10 protein-coding genes are annotated in these 16,211 nt (G+C 63.9%); 3 read left to right on the forward strand and 7 right to left on the reverse strand.

Annotation, left to right across the window (positions count from 1 at the left end; genetic code table 11):
• Positions 1-28: 28 nt before the first annotated feature.
• Positions 29-2,752 (reverse strand): response regulator, encoded by a 2,724-nt coding sequence (locus QZY07_RS07625; protein WP_295401289.1) that lies wholly within the window; start codon positions 2,750-2,752, stop codon positions 29-31.
• 35 nt (positions 2,753-2,787) lie between these two features.
• Positions 2,788-3,627 carry a transporter substrate-binding domain-containing protein gene (locus tag QZY07_RS07630; protein WP_295401291.1) on the reverse strand — a complete coding sequence of 280 codons (840 nt, stop codon included), beginning with the start codon at positions 3,625-3,627 and terminating at the stop codon, positions 2,788-2,790.
• A 260-nt stretch (positions 3,628-3,887) separates the two neighbouring features.
• Here QZY07_RS07630 and QZY07_RS07635 point away from each other — a divergent pair, with 260 nt between their 5' ends.
• Positions 3,888-5,042, forward strand: coding sequence for a response regulator (locus QZY07_RS07635; protein ID WP_295401327.1), 1,155 nt, complete (start codon positions 3,888-3,890; stop codon positions 5,040-5,042).
• A gap of 47 nt (positions 5,043-5,089) precedes the next feature.
• Here the strand turns inward: QZY07_RS07635 and QZY07_RS07640 are convergent, their stop codons facing one another.
• Both QZY07_RS07640 and QZY07_RS07645 read right to left on the reverse strand, forming a co-directional pair.
• Positions 5,090-7,168 (reverse strand): response regulator, encoded by a 2,079-nt coding sequence (locus QZY07_RS07640; protein WP_295401293.1) that lies wholly within the window; start codon positions 7,166-7,168, stop codon positions 5,090-5,092.
• Positions 7,165-9,297 (reverse strand): EAL domain-containing protein, encoded by a 2,133-nt coding sequence (locus QZY07_RS07645; protein ID WP_295401296.1) that lies wholly within the window; start codon positions 9,295-9,297, stop codon positions 7,165-7,167. The genes QZY07_RS07640 and QZY07_RS07645 overlap by 4 nt, the downstream gene beginning before the upstream one ends.
• Before the next feature lie 92 nt (positions 9,298-9,389).
• On the opposite strand from QZY07_RS07645, the gene QZY07_RS07650 reads away from it, so the two are divergent.
• Both QZY07_RS07650 and QZY07_RS07655 read left to right on the forward strand, forming a co-directional pair.
• Positions 9,390-9,797 carry an Hpt domain-containing protein gene (locus tag QZY07_RS07650; RefSeq protein WP_295401298.1) on the forward strand — a complete coding sequence of 136 codons (408 nt, stop codon included), beginning with the start codon at positions 9,390-9,392 and terminating at the stop codon, positions 9,795-9,797.
• On the forward strand, positions 9,798-11,030 hold the full coding sequence (locus QZY07_RS07655; RefSeq protein WP_295401300.1) for an HDOD domain-containing protein: 1,233 nt from the start codon (positions 9,798-9,800) through the stop codon (positions 11,028-11,030). It begins immediately after the preceding gene.
• Between the two features lies 1 nt (position 11,031).
• Here QZY07_RS07655 and QZY07_RS07660 read toward each other — a convergent pair whose 3' ends face one another.
• Genes QZY07_RS07660 through QZY07_RS07670 form a run of 3 tightly spaced genes read right to left on the reverse strand, consistent with a single transcriptional unit; the run spans position 11,032 to position 15,963 of the window.
• Complete coding sequence (locus tag QZY07_RS07660) at positions 11,032-12,087, reverse strand: DUF4340 domain-containing protein (RefSeq protein WP_295401302.1); 1,056 nt, start codon at positions 12,085-12,087, stop codon at positions 11,032-11,034.
• A complete protein-coding gene (locus QZY07_RS07665; protein ID WP_295401304.1) occupies positions 12,084-15,017 on the reverse strand; it encodes a Gldg family protein in 2,934 nt (977 codons plus the stop codon). The genes QZY07_RS07660 and QZY07_RS07665 overlap by 4 nt, the downstream gene beginning before the upstream one ends.
• Positions 15,010-15,963 carry an ABC transporter ATP-binding protein gene (locus tag QZY07_RS07670; RefSeq protein ID WP_295401306.1) on the reverse strand — a complete coding sequence of 318 codons (954 nt, stop codon included), beginning with the start codon at positions 15,961-15,963 and terminating at the stop codon, positions 15,010-15,012. Before QZY07_RS07670 ends, QZY07_RS07665 begins: the two co-directional genes overlap by 8 nt.
• Between the last annotated feature and the right edge of the window lie 248 nt (positions 15,964-16,211).

Genomic DNA, 16,211 nt, shown 5'->3' on the forward strand with positions numbered 1-16,211 from the left:
CATCCGCGCCGAGCGCATATAAATCCTGTCAATCCTGTCCATTCGACGCGTTGATTCTGGTACGAGCTTTCCCGGAAATCGCCTCGGAGAGCAGATCCTGCAATTCCTTTTTGTTGAGCGGCTTCGTGAGATAACCGTCGAGACCCGCGGCCAGGCCCGCCGCGCGCTCCTCCGGCAGCGCGGCGGCGGTGAGGGCGTAAATGGGGAGGCGACTTGGGGTCGGCGCGGTCGCTTCGCGGTCGCGGATCCGGCGGGTGGCCTCCAGTCCGCCCATGACGGGCATCTGCATGTCCATCAGGATGAGATCGAATGGCGCACGCTCGCTCCAGTCGACCGCCTCCTGACCATTCTGGGCGAGCGTGGCCTCATGGCCCCATTTGCTCAGAACCATCAGCATCAGCTTCTGGTTCACGGCATTGTCCTCGGCGAGCAGGATCCTGAGCGCGGCTGGACCGTCCTCCTCGCGTAGCAAGTGACGGGTGATCAGGGGCGCCGGATCCGGCTGATGATCGGTGCGACCCAGCAGCGCATGGATGGCCTTCAGGAGTTCGTGGCGCGCCACCGGCTTGGTGAGGAAGGCGTCGATGCCCAGCTCCCGGCAGCGCATCCCAAGCCCCCGGACGGAGGCGGAGGAGAGCATGATCAGCTTCAGATCGCGGAAACGCGCATCCTGTTGGAGCGCCGCGGCCAGCTCGAAGCCGTCCATGTTCGGCATGTGATAATCGATCAGGAGCACATCGAAGGGGGTGGATACATTGGCCTCCAGAACCTGGAGCGCCTCGCGTCCATCCGCCGCCTCGGTCAGTTGCATCTCCCATTGCACCACCAGCTTCCCCAGCACGCGGCGGTTGGTCGCATTGTCGTCCACCACCAAGACGCGCTTGTCCCGCAGATCCTGGGGCGGGGGCGAGAGCGCCTCGCGTGTGCCCAGACCCAGCCAGAGGACCACATGGAAGGTGCTGCCCTCGCCGGGACGGCTGTCCACCCAGATGCGTCCGCCCATCAGTTCCGCCAGTCGCCTGGAAATGGTGAGTCCCAAGCCGGTTCCGCCAAAACGCCGCGTGGTGGAGGTGTCCTGCTGCGAGAATGCCTCGAAGATGCGGGCCTGGTGTTCGGGCGGGATGCCGATTCCGGTATCGCGCAGGGCGAAATGCAGGTTGAGCCGATCGGCGACGGTCTCCTGTAGCACGACCCGTAGCGCCACCTCGCCGGTTTCGGTGAATTTGATCGCGTTATTGATGAGATTGATGAGGATCTGGCGCAGACGCCCAGGATCGCCGAACACCGCCCGCGGCACTTGAGGGTCGATCTCGCACAGGAGTTCCAGATGTTTTTCGTCCGCCTTGACCGCCAGGGTCTTCATCACCTCATTGATCAAGCGATGGAGATTGAAATCGATGGATTCCACGCTGAGCTTGCCGGCCTCGATCTTCGAGAAATCGAGGATGTCGTTGATGATGGTCAGGAGACCGTCGGCGGACATTCGCACGATGTTGAGACAATCGCGCTGTTCGTCCGTTAATTCCGTGTCCAGCGTCAGTTCGGTCATACCGATGATGCCGTTCATGGGAGTGCGGATTTCATGACTCATGGTCGCCATGAAATCGGACTTGGCGCGGCTGGCGTCCTCGGCTCTCAACACGCTGGCTTGCAGTTCGGCTGCCATCTGTTCCAGGCGGTTGGCATTGTCGCGAAGTTCGTTTTCCAACGCCTCGCGGCGGGCGATTTCAGCCGACAGCACCTGATTGTGACGCTGGAACTCGTCGCGCAGCCGGTCGGATTCGGCATATTCGGCCTGTAATTGAAGGGCGCGCCGACGCAGGCGGTCGATGGCGATGGCGGCGAACAGCAGGATGAACGGAACCGCGCTGAGCGAATAGAGAAAGAGACGGGAGCTGATGTGCCCATAGACACTGTCTTCGGCGATCAGGGTCACCAGCGAGAGTGGCGTCTCCGCCACGGCCGTGCGCAGGGCCAGTTTGTCGGTCAAGGTGGCGCTGGTCTTGGTCAGCGTGCTCACGGGCGCCAGGGTATTCTCCGGCAATCGGGCTAGCATCCGGGCGACATCGCGCCCGAGCGTCAGGCGGCTGCCGGGTGCCGGGATGTCCTGTCCATCGGCGGACAGGAGCAGTTCCTGATAGGGTACGTCCTCCTGGTCGTCCGTCCCGCTGGAAATCAACAGCCAGGCGAGCTGTTTCAGATCGCCGACGGCGACGACCACGCCGCTGTAAACGCCTTTGTGAAACACCGGCGAACTGGTGACGATCTGGTTGTGTTCGGAGTCGATCAAGACCTTGACCGCAGTCTCGAAACCGGCGGGCAGGATGACGGGGGGTGCCGAGGGGCTGAGGTCGGCGAGCGTCTCGCCGTGTTCGTCGAGATAGAGAATGCGGCTGTAAATGGGCGCGCCACGGAGCGTCTTTTTCGCGACCTTCTGGCGAAAACGCTGTTCGATGGCCTCCAGATTGGCATTGAGTCCGTATTGCAGCGACATGCCTAGGGCGCGGTTGATCAGGTAGGCTTCGAGATCCTGGTGCTCGGCCAGTTCAGCGATGCCATCGCGCCGCGCGGCGATAAAATCGCCGATCGCCGCCGCCCGGCGCTGGCTGTCCGCCACCAGCCGGGCATCCGCCGCGGAGCGCAGCAGGTCCTGGGACGTGTGGACATTCCAGAGCAGGATAAAGGTGTAGACGCAAAAGAGGGCCGCCAGAATCAGCGGCCATCGTGGCGCAAGTCGGCCAAGAAGAGTCATTGCCTGATCGGTCCGCGGATGAACAGGACTTGGCCTCAATCCTGGCGGGCGAAAAAGTTAGGGAAATAACGGCGAATGCCGGGATAATACTTGTCGACCAGTTGATCGTAGAGACCATCGGCCTTGATCTTGACCAGGTACGCGTCGAACGCGGCCCGCAGCTCGGGTGCGTCCTTGGGGAAGGCGGCGGCCAGATCCTGATGTTCGGAGATCGGGCCGATGACCTTGATCCGGCCGGCCCATTTGCGCAGGTCGAGGATGGCGTCAGGTACGTCGAGCAGGGTCAGTTCCGCTTCCTCGTTGAGCAGGGCGGGGACCATTTCGTTCAGATTGGTGCTCTTGGTATAGGACTTGAGATCGATCCCCGATCCTTTCAGTCCATAGTTTCCGGGATCCAGACAGGTGCGCTCCATGACCAACAGACTGTTTTTGCCGATGAGCGACTTGGTTTCGCCAATGTCCGCAACGAGGTCGTCGCTGCCCTTGATCGGGGTGAAATTGGAGTCGGAACGGGCGACCAGCAGCACCTGGGAGGGAAAGGTGGGTTGGGAGTACAGCAAGACCGCCTCGCGCCAGGGCAGGACGGTGAACCCCGTGGCGATCATGTCGCCTTTCACGGGGTAGTCGCCTTCCAGCGTGACCGCGTCGCCCTTGCGGACCACGTCCTTGCCGAGGAGATCGCGGATCACATTGTAAAAATCCGAATAGACAAGGGTATAGTCGACGCCGATCTCCCGGGCAAAGCCCTGGATCAATTCCACGTCGAAGCCATCCCCCGCGCCGGTGACGAAATTGGCGTAACGGATGCCGATATGACGTAATTCGCCCCGTTCCTGGATGTCCTTCAGATCGGCCGCCCAGGTTGGGAACGCCATCGCCACCAAGAACAATCCGGCTAAAAACGAGCGGTTCACACTTGTCATGTTCATCCTCGATAGAGTTGCATCGGAAATCCGGGCGAGCCTGGAACAATGGCTGGCGGGGAATGGGCTGATTTCCATCGGCGCGCGGCGGGAACCAGGACGATGAGCAAGTTAAACCTCTTCATGGGTTTGGTCAAAATCCGTGAAGTCTGGGATGATGATCGTCACTTGAGGCTGAAACGATTAAACCCTGGGGGCGATGCGTGATTCGCGTGTTGGTCGTCGAGGACGATGCGTCAACGGGCGCATTGTTGGTGCAACTGATCAAGCGGCTGTGGCCGCAGGCGTCCGTGGTGCTTGCATCCGATGCACTGTTCGCGCTGGAGCACTGGAAAAGCGCTGGCGCGGATCTGGTTCTGCTCGATTGGGGTCTGCCGGGAATGAGCGGCATCGATCTCTTGAAACAGATTCGACGATCCGAAACAAAAACGGTTTGCGTGATGATTTCAGGCCACGCCGACCGTGAGGTGATTCTCGCGGCCCGCACCCATCAGGTCGACGCCTTTATCGTCAAGCCGTTCGCCGCGAAGCAGTTGATGGCGCGTCTGTCCGAGCTCATGGCGCTGCCGAGCGCGGATTCGCAGTTGCAGGCGCCCGTTGGCTCCATCGAGGATTTCATCAAGTATCACATGACGCAGGGGATCCTCGGACTGCCGATCGACCCTGAACTGGCTGGCGCGATCGAGGGAATACGGGAGCTGGACGCGGGAGCAAGGGCCAAAGTCTTGCGCCAATGTCAGTTTCATCCCGCGCTGGTCTTTCGCGCCTTGAGTCTGGCCAATAGCGGACAGTACATTCAAGGTCTGGAGTCGGTCGAAACCTTCGAAGGGGCCATCCATCAGGTTGGCCTGGCGGGATTCATCAATCTCGCCGTGGAGATGTCGCTGCATCCGGGAAGCGAGCTGAAAGCGGATTTTCTCAAGACCCGGCGGCTGCAATTCCACCGCGATTGTCTGTCGCTCGCCGACATCGTCACGAAGCTAGGCACGCACGCGACCTTCGATCTCGCGGCCTCCCGGTCTGCCTGTATGCTCTACCGGGTCGGCGAGCTCTCCCTGCTGCAACTCATGCAGTCATGGATGGACCTGGGGAACGCCATCGACGACAGCCTCTGCGCGTCGATCCTGAAGGCGCATTCAAGCCCGGCCGGGAACCAGATCAAGACCCAATGGAACATCCCCAACACCATTCGCGGACGCATCGGCGCCGCCTATCTGCTGCCGACGGGAACGGTCAGGATCGACTCCATCGTGATGCGCATCGCCGGCTTGCTGTTAATGGGCGATCCTCATCAACAGTTGCCGCGCTTACTGGCTCGCGTCGGTCTGACGCCAAGCAAGGTGGAAGGCTATCGGCCAGCGGAATAGGGGCGAGGCTTTGCCGCTTGCCGCTTGCCGCTTGCCGCTTGCCGCTTTTAACGCGGTCGAGCCTCCGTAAACCGCGAGATCATCGCTTCGAGATGCTTGGGCCGGAGCGGTTTGGGGAGATGTTCGTCCATGCCTGCCTCCAGGCAAAGTGCCCGGTCGCCGGCCATGACGTTGGCGGTCAATGCGACGATGGGGGTGTGAGCGGACCCTTGCTCCTTGTCGCGAATCCGACGGGCCGCCTCGATGCCGTCCATGACCGGCATCTGCATGTCCATGAGCACGAGGTCGAAGGCGGATGGATCGAACAGCTCGACGGCGATTTTGCCATTTTCGGCCAGGGTCACTTCATGTCCCCATTGTTCGAGCAGTTTACGGGCGAGTTTTTGATTGACCGGGTTGTCCTCGACCAAGAGGATCCGCGCGCCCTGTCGTTCGTCTTGCGGCGAGGGGGCTTGCGGGGTGGCCTGTGGCGGCGGCGGCGACGCGGCGGCGACCGCGGGGTCGAGCAGACGGGTCAGGGTGTCGATGAGTTCGCGCGGCGTGGCGGGTTTGGTCAGCGTGGCGGCGATTCCAAGATCCTGGCCGCGTTGCGCATCGCCGGGGTTTTCGCCGCACGCGAGCATGATCATCCGGCCTTGACCGACCAGGCCTTCCGCGGTGAGTTGGGCGGCCAGTTCCAGACCGTCCATGTCGGGCATGCGGGCATCGAGCAGCAGGAGATCGCAAGGCGCGCGGCTGGACTGGCTGCGGCGGGCCAATTCGAGCGCTTCCTGTCCGCTGCCGGCCTCCAGGGTCGTCAACCCCCAGTGACGCAGCCAGCCAGCCAGGGTTCCGCGATTGATCGGATGATCGTCGACGACGAGCGCGCACTGGTGCCGCCAGCGCGGGAGGGGCGTGGCGGGTTCGAGGCGGGCGAGCGGCAGGGTTAGATGAAAGGCGCTGCCCTGACCCTCGCGACTGGTGACCCGGATCTGTCCGTCCATGAGTTCGAGCAGACGGGCGCTGATGCTCAGACCCAGTCCGGTGCCGCCGAACTGACGGGTGATGGTGGCATCGGCCTGACGGAAGGCCTCGAAAATCTCCGTGAGTTTTTCGGCGGGAATCCCGATGCCGGTATCGCGAACGGTGATCTGGATGTCGTCCAGCCGCGGATCCCGCTGGGGGCTGGACCGCACCTTGACCTCGATCTCGCCCGTCGGAGTGAATTTGATGGCGTTGTCGCAGAGGTTCATCAGTACCTGACGGAGCCGCCCCGGATCGCCCAGGCTGAGCTGGGGAAGGTCGGCGGGCAGATCGCAGACCAGTTCCAGACCCTTGTTCCGGGCACGCATGCCGATCGCCTTGAGGGTCTCGGCGACCAGGTCCGACAGAACGAAGGGGATCGGTTCGATGTGCAGCTTGCCGGCATCGAGCCTGGCGAAATCGAGGACGTCGTTCAGGATAGTCAGGAGCGTTTCGGCCGATGACTTGACGATGTTGAGATACTCGCGCTGGGTCGGGGTCAGCTCGGTGCCCAGGGCCAATTCGGTCATGCCCAGGATGCCGTTCATCGGGGTGCGGATTTCATGGCTCATGTTGGCGATGAACTGACTTTTCGCCGCGTTCGCGGCCTCCGCGCTGTCCAGCGCCCGGCGCATCTCCGCTTCGGCCCGACGCATTTTCTCCTCGAACAGACAGGCCCGGGCGGCATTGGCCAGTTTGCGCGCCAGGGGGGCAAAGGCAAGCTGGACATGGCTCGGCAAGACCCCGGCGTCGCAGCGGCGGAGAAAGATCAGAAGGCCGAAATCGGTCAGACGGAAGGCATGCACGGCGCAGCCGGCCTGAATGGAGACCAGGGGCAGTTCGTCTGGCTGCTGGGCAAGCGCTTCATAGAGGGTCGTCGGCGACCAGTGCTTCCAGAAGGCGCTGTAACAGGGATGTCGGGCCAGGTTGCGAGGGAGCATGCAGACGATCGGATCCGATTCGGCTTCCTCCTGACCTTGCAACTGCAGGATGGCACCGCCGCTGCCGTCGAGGAGTCGCAGCATGTCCACCAGAAACCGGCGTAGCATCGGCTCCAGTTCCGTGCTGTCGCCGATGGCGAGCGCGAGTTCGTAGAGCAGCGCGGTGTCGGCGGACAGGCTCATGGGACGGTCGCGCGATCGGCGGGTTCGTGCGTTGCGGATCCGGGGCGAACGAAGGTTTCCAGGAGCGATTCGATGCGTTCCGGCTCCATCGGTTTCCCGATCAGATAGCCCTGGATTTCGCTGACTCCCAGCGCATCGACAAAGTCGCATTGGCGCAGGGTTTCGACCCCCTCCGCGATGACGCTCAGGCCCATGGTCTGGCCAATCGCGGTCACGGCGCGCACGATCACCCGATCCGCCTGGACACAGGTGATATTGGAGACAAAGGCGCGGTCGATCTTGATGGCGTCGATCGGAAAGCGCAGCAGATATTCGAGCGAGGAATGACCGATGCCGAAATCGTCGATGGCGATTTTGATGCCGGTTTCCCGCAGTCGTCCCAGCAAGGCGATGGCGTTGGCGGGATCCTGCATGGCGAGACTTTCGGTGATTTCCAGTTCGATGCGGGCGGGACTGGCGCAGCTGGTCTGGATGGCCTGTTGGATCGTGGCGAACAGGCTCGGTTCCTGAAACTGACGGGGCGAAAGATTGATCCCGACGCGCAGCTCCAGCCCCGTCCGCTCCCAGCGGCTGGCCTGACGGCAGGCTTCCTCCAGAACCCATTGTCCGACCGCCGTAATCAGGCCCAGGCTTTCCAGGGGCGTGATAAAGCGGGTCGGCGACACCAGACCCCAGGTCGGATGCCGCCAGCGCAGGAGCGATTCGACCCCGACGATGGTGCCGCTCCGCAGATCCATCTGAGGTTGATAGACCAGAAAAAACTCCTGTTTTTCGAGTGCGGTGTGCAAGGCGCGTTCGATTTCCAGGGTCTCGACGGAGCGCGTCTGCGACGGTGCGTCGGGCTTCGCCACCAGCATCGGACGGGCCTGGCTCCGCGCCAGTCGCTGGGCATCCTGGGCGAGCAGCAGCAATTGGTTGGCGTCGATGCCGTGCTCGGGAAAGCAGGCGACCCCCGAGGAAAAGGTCAGGATCGCCTCGCCCTGCGCGAGATGAAAGGGGCGGCGCAGATTGAGCAGAATGGACTCGAAGCGTTCGATCGCGTCCAGCGTCCAGGGCGCGCGCAGCATCAGGGCGAATTCGTCGCCGCCGACCCTGGCGACCGCGTCCTGTTTACCGACCAACTCGCGCAGACGCTGTGCCATCCGAATCAGCAGCAAGTCGCCGCCCGCTTCGCCCATGGCCTCGTTGTGACGGTGAAAGCGCGCGATATCGATCCATCCCACAAGCAGGACTTCGCCCGGACGCCCCGCCTTCAATGCCTCCAGCGTCTCGCCAATCCGACGCAGGAACAGGCGACGATTGGGGAGATCGGTCAGTTCGTCGTGCAAGGCCAGATAATCCACCAGCGCCTCGGTGTGACGCAGGTCGGTCACGTCCTGCAAGGCGCCGAGCACCAGATCGTTGTCGCTGCCCTGGACGCCCCGCTCGCCGATCATGCGGACCAGCCGGTCCGGTCCGCCCGCGCTCATCCGCAGTTCCATTTCGATCTGTCCCTCGGACTGACGCACCAGATCCAGCAGACGTCGGGCGCGGCCGCGGTCCTCCGGGTGAATCGTCCGCAGAAAATCGTCCAGATGGCCAAGCTGCTGGCTCGCGATCCCGATGAGGGTTTCGAGATCGTCGGACCAGTACAGCGCATCGTCGGTGAGGCGCCATTCCCAAAACGCCAGCTTGGCGATCCGTCGGGCCGCCGCCTGGCGGAGGCGGTTTTGGCGCACCTCGCGGCCGAGCTGGCCGGCCCGCAGGGAATAGCGGACGCGCTGGGTGAGCAGGGTCCAGTTGATCGGCTTGGTGATGAAATCGGTGGCACCGGCGCTGAAGGCTTTGTCGATGGCCTTGATGTCGTCGGCGCCGGTGAGCATGATCAGCGGCGTCCCTTCGCTCTGATCGAGCCTACGCATGCGCGCACAGGCCTCGAAGCCATCCATGACCGGCATCATGACATCGAGCAGCACCAGCGCCGGGCGTTCTTGCTCGAACAGCGTGACGGCCTCCGCGCCGTCAGCCGCCTCGATCAGTCGAAATCCCTGGCGGTCAAGGACACCGCGAAGTAACCGGCGGGTCGGTGTATCATCGTCAACGATCAGCAAGAGATCGCGATGGTCCTGCCTGTCTTCGTGATCGCCCACTCTACGTCTCCGTCGGTCGAGCCAATTTACAGGTTAAATCGGATACCTGACGGCACTATAATCAACCGCAACCTCTCAAGGAAGCGATTGAGATGAAAGATGCCGTGCGATCGAACGATCTGCCGCGAACCGGACTGGGGGTCCGCATGACCTATTTGGATATTGAAGTATTGGATGAGTTGCTTGACATCTTGGGGGAGGAGGATCTCCGCTCGATCACGGACAGTTTCGTCGACCAGCTCGGTCATCAGTTAACCGCGCTCGCGACGCATTTGGGCCAGGCGGATCACGCCGAGATCGCTCGCATTGCCCATTCGCTCAAGGGCGGCGCGGGCAATCTGGGCGCGCTCGCGCTCTCCGAGGCGGCGGCGGCGTTGGAACGTCATGCCCGCGCGGGGGAGGCGGACATGACCGCTTCGAGCCTGACGACGCTGCCGGAGATCGCCCGCCAGACGGTCGCCGAACTGAGCGAACGCGGCTACGTGAGCACGGACTCCTGAATGGCGTTGCCGTCGAACACGCAGCCGGTCTTCGTGGGCCGGCAGCCGATTTTCGATGCCCGTGGCTTGATCGTTGGCTTTGAACTGCTGTTTCGCGGCGGCCATTCGGCCTCCGCCCCCGGCGCGCGCCATCCGGACACCGACGCGGACGCCACGACCTCCGATCTCTTGCGCAGCATCTTCGTCGATATTGGCGTCGAGAATCTGGTGGGCGACCGCCTGGCTTTCATGACCTTGCCCCGCCATTTTCTCGACAGCGATCTGCTCGCGGCCTTGCCCGCCGGGCAGACCGTGCTCGAAATCTTTCGGGACTGTCCGCTTGACCCAGACAGCGTGGGCGTGGCGCGCGCGCTCGCGGCGCGGGGCTTTCGTCTGGTCATGGACGCTCGACACCTGTTGACCGACCCGGCCGTGGCGCGTGAGGTTGCCGCGATCGTCAGGATCGATATCCGCGGGCTGGAGCGCACGGCCCTGGCGCGGCTAGCCGAGGGTTGCGCGTCAGCGGGGGTCGCCATGTTGGCGGAAAAGGTCGGGACGGAGGCGGAGTACCAGCTTGCCAGGCGTTTGGGTTTTACCTATTTCCAGGGCTTTTTTCTCTCCTATCCCAACGTGGTCGAGGGGCGCCGCATGGGTGGCGGCGCGCTGGCGCTGCTGCGTCTGCTGGAGATGCTGCAGCGAGCGGACAGTACGCTGGATGAACTGGAGCGGCTGGTGACCAGCGATGCGGCCTTGAGCATCGAGATGCTGAAGCTGGTCAATAGCGCGCGCTTTCGCCGACCTGACCCGATCGAGTCGATCCGTCAGGCACTGCTGCTGCTGGGCCGGAAACTCATCGGTCAATGGGCGCTGCTGCTCTCGCTGCGCGCGGCCTCCGGCAATCCGCAGGCCATGGAACTGGCCCTGATCCGGGCGCGCATGAGCGAGTTGCTGGCGTCGGTGTGCGGCCGTAAGGAGGATGCCGAGCGCTTTTTCACGCTCGGCCTGCTCTCCGGCATCGACCGGCTCTTCGGCGTCCCGCTGGCCGAGATTCTGCGTCAGATTCATCTGAGTCCGGAGATGACCGCCGCGCTGCTCAACCGGGAAGGGCAGATGGCCCTCGTGCTGGAGGTCATCGACGCCTTCGAGCACACGGACAATCCCTTGCCCGACGAATTGGATATCTCCCCGGAAGCGCTCTCGCGTCTCTATCTGGATGCCATTTCCTGGACTCGGGCGCGTTTGAGCGAGCTGTAGGTCAGGGCTCTTCCGTCTCGACGGGGGGCGCGGACGGCGGCGGTTCGCCCGCGGCGGCGGTGTCGTCAGGCTCGGGTTTGACCGCGAATCCGGCTGGATCCAGATCGAGCACGCCGTCCAGATCGAATTTGGACAGCTTGAAGAAATAGGGCCGCGCCGCATCCTTCAGCACATAGTCCTCGCTGTTTTCGGCCTGTGAAATGCGGTAAGTCCGCTCGGTGCCGTCGTCGAGCCGGATGTCGAGCACGAGTGTCGGCGCCTGCTGCCGGTACGCGGGAGCGTCCTCGGTACCGAGCACACCGCGATAGCCGAGATTGGCCACGCGCGTGACCAGCGCATTCGCCACGCTCTGGTCGACCGGCTGTTCGCTGTTCTCCAGCCGCCAGACATCCGCCGCCTTGACCAAGGCCCAATCCTTGCTGGCGATGCGCGCGATCCGCTCCCGCTCCAGACGCAATAACCCCGGATCGAGCCAGTCGTCGCGCCGCGCGGAAAGGTCGGTCGGGACCAGACTCAGGTCGTAGACCGCCTGCTCGCCCGCCGGTCGGGCGAAGACTCGGCGGAAACCGGGCGAGTCGCCGATCAGCAGGGTCGCCAGCGGACCCTCTTTTCCCTCCAGCGTCAGGCGGCGCTCGAATCCGTCGTCGGTCAGCTTGAAGCGTTTGCGCGCCTCCTCGCTGGTGGCGATGGGCAGGGGGCGCTTCAGGTCGGCGAGCTGGGTCAGCAAGGGCTCGACCCGGGACGGCGCGACCGGAAAATCAGCCAGATCGGCGAGCACCCAGGCGTCCTCCGACGCGCGGCGCAGCGTCACGCCGCTGGCACCGTTCGCGCCCTCGATGCGGACCTGGACGACGTCGTCCGGGGCGAAGTCGAGCAAGGGCGTGGGGGCGGTCAGCGCGGCCATTCCCGGCGCTCTCAGGCTGAGTCCGAGCGCGAGCAACAGTTGCAGAACCAGCAACAGGGCCAGCGCGATCGCCAGCGGCGAACGTAGAACGGGAGTCCAGCCGGAATCCCCGCCGGAATCTGGGTGGGGGGCGGTCGTGTTCAGCGAACTCATGAGGTTCCTCCGTTGCTCAGAATGGACGCGTAACCTTGTTCGCGGCGCGCGCGCAGTCGTCGATACAGCCAATAGACCAAGGCGAGTCCGCCCAAGGCCAGCAGATAATTCAGCGACTCCCAGAAGAGACGCCCCTGCTGGCCGATGGGTTCGAGCAGCCGGCTGAATTGGCCGCGTCCGCGCAGCGTCAGCAGTCCGCGATCTTCGAGCGACCAGTCCACCGCGTTCTGGATCAACTCGATGGGCTTGAGATAGCGGCTCTGGGTCGCCTCGCTCGCCAGACTGATGGCGGTGTCGGTGAGAAAACTCGACGAGCCGATCAGGATCAGACGCGCCGCGGGCGGGGACGATTCCACGACACCGGAAAACACCGGCGGGGAGGGTTCTTTCGCTTCCGGCGCTTCCGATTCGTCGGGGGCCGCGGGATCCGTCGTGGCGCTGTCCTGGTCGGCCTCCTCCCGGACGAGCAGCGGCGAGGGTTTGCCCGCGAAGGGCGATTGGAAACGGCCCTCGATCGCCACCGCCAGCAGTTTGCGCCCCCGATCGTCGCCGCGCGCGAAGCCGAGCGGGCCATGCTGCTCGAAGTCCGGCTGCATGTTCTCCGAATCGCTGGTCCAGGCCTCGGCGGAACTCTGGATCAACTCGATGACCTGGCGCTCGGCGTTGCGGTCGGCGTCGACGCGGATGGGAGACGACCAGTTCAGCGTGATCTGGCCCAGATTGGACGTGATCCCCGAAATCTCGGCGAGTCCGTCCGCGCGCACGTCCGGGAAGTAGGGATAGTCGAGCGTCTGAATCTCCTGGACGGCGAAGCCGCCCAGGTCGCGCTGGACCGGGATGGGGAAGGGCGTGTTTTGGGGGTCGAGCACCAGGGTCGGCTCCAGATGCAGCCCCTGATGCGCGAGCCAGTCCTCCAGCCCCGTGGAGGCGCGGCGCGCCGCGATCGAGCCGCCGGTCAGGTCGACATGGAAGCTGGACGCCGCCAGGATCGCCGTGCCGCCCTGCATCAGGAACTGATCGATGGCGAACTGCTGCTTGTCGTCGAGATCCTCCGGCCCGATGACCAGTAGCAGATCCGTGTCCTCGGGAACCTGGCCGGAGGTCAGATCCGTCTCGCGCAGGCTGAAGTTTTCCCGCAGGCTCTGTTGCAGCAGGCTGTCATCATTCCCGGCGCTCATGCCCATCCCGACCTCCTGTGGGGCAGGGGAGGGCGTGTAGAGGGCCAGTGTCCTGAGCATGCCGGGGGCGAAGCGTTTGATCGCCGCCTCGATGGTGCGGTTCAGTCCGGCGCGGTCGAGCGATTCGGGAAGTGGAATCGGAATCGGCGCGGCCCGGTCGTCGGACTGGAGCACCATGTAGAAATAGAAAGGAGTCGGATCGAGCAGACTGGTCAACAGCGGTTCAAAACCGAACTGCTCCTGGATGCTTTTTGCCAGGGATCCGTCACCGGCCGCCGGGTCCGCGATCTCGAAGCTGAAGCGTCCGGCGGATTTCGCGGCCAGCTCGCCCAGCAGCGCTTCCAGTTCCTGACGTAGCGCCGGCAGCGGCTCGGGCAGCGCCGCCGAATCCGAGATGAAGCCCTGGAAGTGCAGCGGCCCGGAGAGACTGGCGAAGAGGTCGCCACCGCCCCGATAGCCGTAGAGCACCTTCTTGATGGTGCGGGTCAAGTCGTACTCGGGGTTGCGCAGACGCACGTCGAGGTCGGATTCGCTGCGCACCTTGACCTCGATCAGATCCTGAAAACCCAGGGTCTCGAATTGATCGCCGTATTTCACCAGGAGATCGAAATAGGAGTTGACCACCGACGCCTGATATTTGGTCTCGGTCTGGAAGGCGACCGGGCGGATGCCGTATTGCTCGCCGGCCTCGCGCTCCAGCTCCGGGGACTGCTGCGGATCGACGAATTCCACCCGTACTCGACCTTTGCCTGCGACCTCGAACTCTTTCAGCAGGTCACGCAATTGCGGGACCAGCGGGGCCAGCAAGGGATGCGTCTGGGCGCTGAAATAGCCGCGGATCAGCAGCGGTTCCTGGAGCTGGTCGAGATAGGTTCGGGTCGCCTCGGAGAGACTGTAGAGCCGCCCCTCGGTGAGGTCGGCGCGGACGACGGAGACCGGATGGAGCCAGAGATTGGCGGCGGCCAGATTGGCGACGGTGAGCGCCGTGACCAGAGTCCAGCGGCGATGATGACGCGGATTGGCGCCGTGCTCGGCCCAGCGCAGACGCTCCAGGCTGTAGACCGTCAGGGTCAGAAAGATCCCGACGAGACTGAGATAGTAGTAAAGATCCCGCAGGTCGAGAACGCCACGGGTGATCGACTCGAAGCGCGCGCCGCTGCCGATGAGCCGCAGCAGCTCGCCGCCGCCATGACCGACCAGCGCGGTGAGTGCCGGCGAGCCGATCAGATAAAGGACTGCGGAGACGAGTGTGGCGCCGATCAGCGCCACGATGGGATTATCGGTGCGCGACGAGACGAAGAGCCCGATCGACAGATAGGCGGCGGCGAGCAGCAGGGTCGCCAGATAGGCGCCGATGACCGGCCCCCAGTCGAGCGGCCCGAGCAGCGCGACGGTGAGCGGCAGGGGCAGCGTGAGGGCCAGCGACGCGCTCACCAGACCCAGCGCGGCCAGAAATTTGCCCAGCACCAGCCGGGGCGTCGCCACCGGCAGGGTCAGCAGGGTTTCGAGGGTTCCGGCCCGCCGCTCCTCGCTCCACAGGCGCATGGTGAGCGCCGCGCAGAGGAAGATCAGCAGGATCGGCATCCACTCGAACAGCGGGCGCACATCGGCGATATTCCGGGCGAAAAAGGCATCGACCCAGAAGAAGACGAACAGCGACACCGCCAGAAAGGTGCCGATGAAGAGATAGGCCACCGGGGAGCCGAAAAAGGCCGCCAGTTCACGGCGGGCGACGCGCAGAATTTCAGACATGGGTAGCCTCCGCCGGTTCCGGGTTGAGTGTCTCCAGCGTCACGGCGCCGAACAGCGCTTCCAGATCCTGGCGTTCCGGCGCCAGTCCGAACAGCGGCCAGTGGTGTTGACTGACCGCCTCGGCAACCGCCGGGGCAGCGGCGCGCGGAGCGGTCGTCTCCAGCGCATAGCGGCGCAGGTCGCCATCCCGGTCCAGCAGGGTCGCGCCAGTAATTCCAGTCACACCGGACAGCACGGGTTCGGCCTCCGCCGGCGCGCGGTCGAGCGTGACGATCAACCGTGGCTGGCGTCCGATGGCGTTCAATTCGCTGTCCAGGGCGAGCCGTCCGCCGCGCATGATGAGCACGCGCCCGCAGACGGCCTCGACTTCCTGTAGCACATGGGTCGAGATGATCAGGGTCGCATCGGCGGACAGTTCGCGCACCAGACCGCGCATGTGCTGGATCTGGGACGGATCGAGTCCGTTGGTCGGCTCGTCCAGGATGAGGATGACCGGCTCGTGCAGGATCGCCTGGGCCACGCCGACCCGCTGGCGGTAGCCGCGCGACAGCGTGCCGATGACGGCGGTCGCCTTGGCGCCGAGTTCGGTGCGCTCCACGGCGCGACGGATCGCGGTCGCGCGGCGGGGCGGGGCGAGTCCGTGCAGCGATGCGTGATAATCCAGCGAATCCAGCACCGTCATTTCGGGATAGAGCGGGCAGTTCTCGGGCAGATAACCGATGCGCCGCTGGATCGCGCGACGCTGTTCGGCGATGTCCAGTCCGTCGACGCGGATTGTCCCGGCGCTCGGTTCGAGATAGCCGGTGAGCATCTTCATGATGGTGGTCTTGCCGGCCCCGTTGTGGCCGAGCAGACCGACGATCTCGCCGTGACCGATGTCGAACGAGACGTCCTGGACCGCTTTGAGTTCGCCATAATTGCGACTGAGCGCGCGCACCTCGATCATTGAGGGTAACTCCTTCGTTCGCCGGGAAGTCTGAGGAAAGTCGAATAGACCGCTTGGGCGCGGATTTGATCCAAGTTCGGAAGATCGCGCAAGAGGAAATTGACAATCCGTTCGGTAGATGCCAGACCGAAGGTCGCCGAACCGTTATGGTGTCTCGGTGCGGGCGCAACGTCGCCGCGCGAAACCAGGCACTTGACACCTCAATAGTCACCAGCTCACGCCGCTTGACCGACAAGCTCCGTCTCCAC

It is taken from the genome of uncultured Thiocystis sp. (assembly GCF_903866365.1).
In the GTDB taxonomy this organism is placed as follows: domain Bacteria; phylum Pseudomonadota; class Gammaproteobacteria; order Chromatiales; family Chromatiaceae; genus Chromatium.

Coding starts and splice junctions, on each gene's coding strand:
- QZY07_RS07660 (WP_295401302.1), bottom strand. CDS start 12,087: ATGAGTTCGCTGAACACGACCGCCCCCCACCCAGATTCCGGCGGGGAT.
- QZY07_RS07640 (WP_295401293.1), bottom strand. CDS start 7,168: ATGAGCCTGTCCGCCGACACCGCGCTGCTCTACGAACTCGCGCTCGCC.
- QZY07_RS07625 (WP_295401289.1), bottom strand. CDS start 2,752: ATGACTCTTCTTGGCCGACTTGCGCCACGATGGCCGCTGATTCTGGCG.
- QZY07_RS07655 (WP_295401300.1), top strand. CDS start 9,798: ATGGCGTTGCCGTCGAACACGCAGCCGGTCTTCGTGGGCCGGCAGCCG.
- QZY07_RS07630 (WP_295401291.1), bottom strand. CDS start 3,627: ATGGCGTTCCCAACCTGGGCGGCCGATCTGAAGGACATCCAGGAACGG.
- QZY07_RS07665 (WP_295401304.1), bottom strand. CDS start 15,017: ATGTCTGAAATTCTGCGCGTCGCCCGCCGTGAACTGGCGGCCTTTTTC.
- QZY07_RS07650 (WP_295401298.1), top strand. CDS start 9,390: ATGAAAGATGCCGTGCGATCGAACGATCTGCCGCGAACCGGACTGGGG.
- QZY07_RS07670 (WP_295401306.1), bottom strand. CDS start 15,963: ATGATCGAGGTGCGCGCGCTCAGTCGCAATTATGGCGAACTCAAAGCG.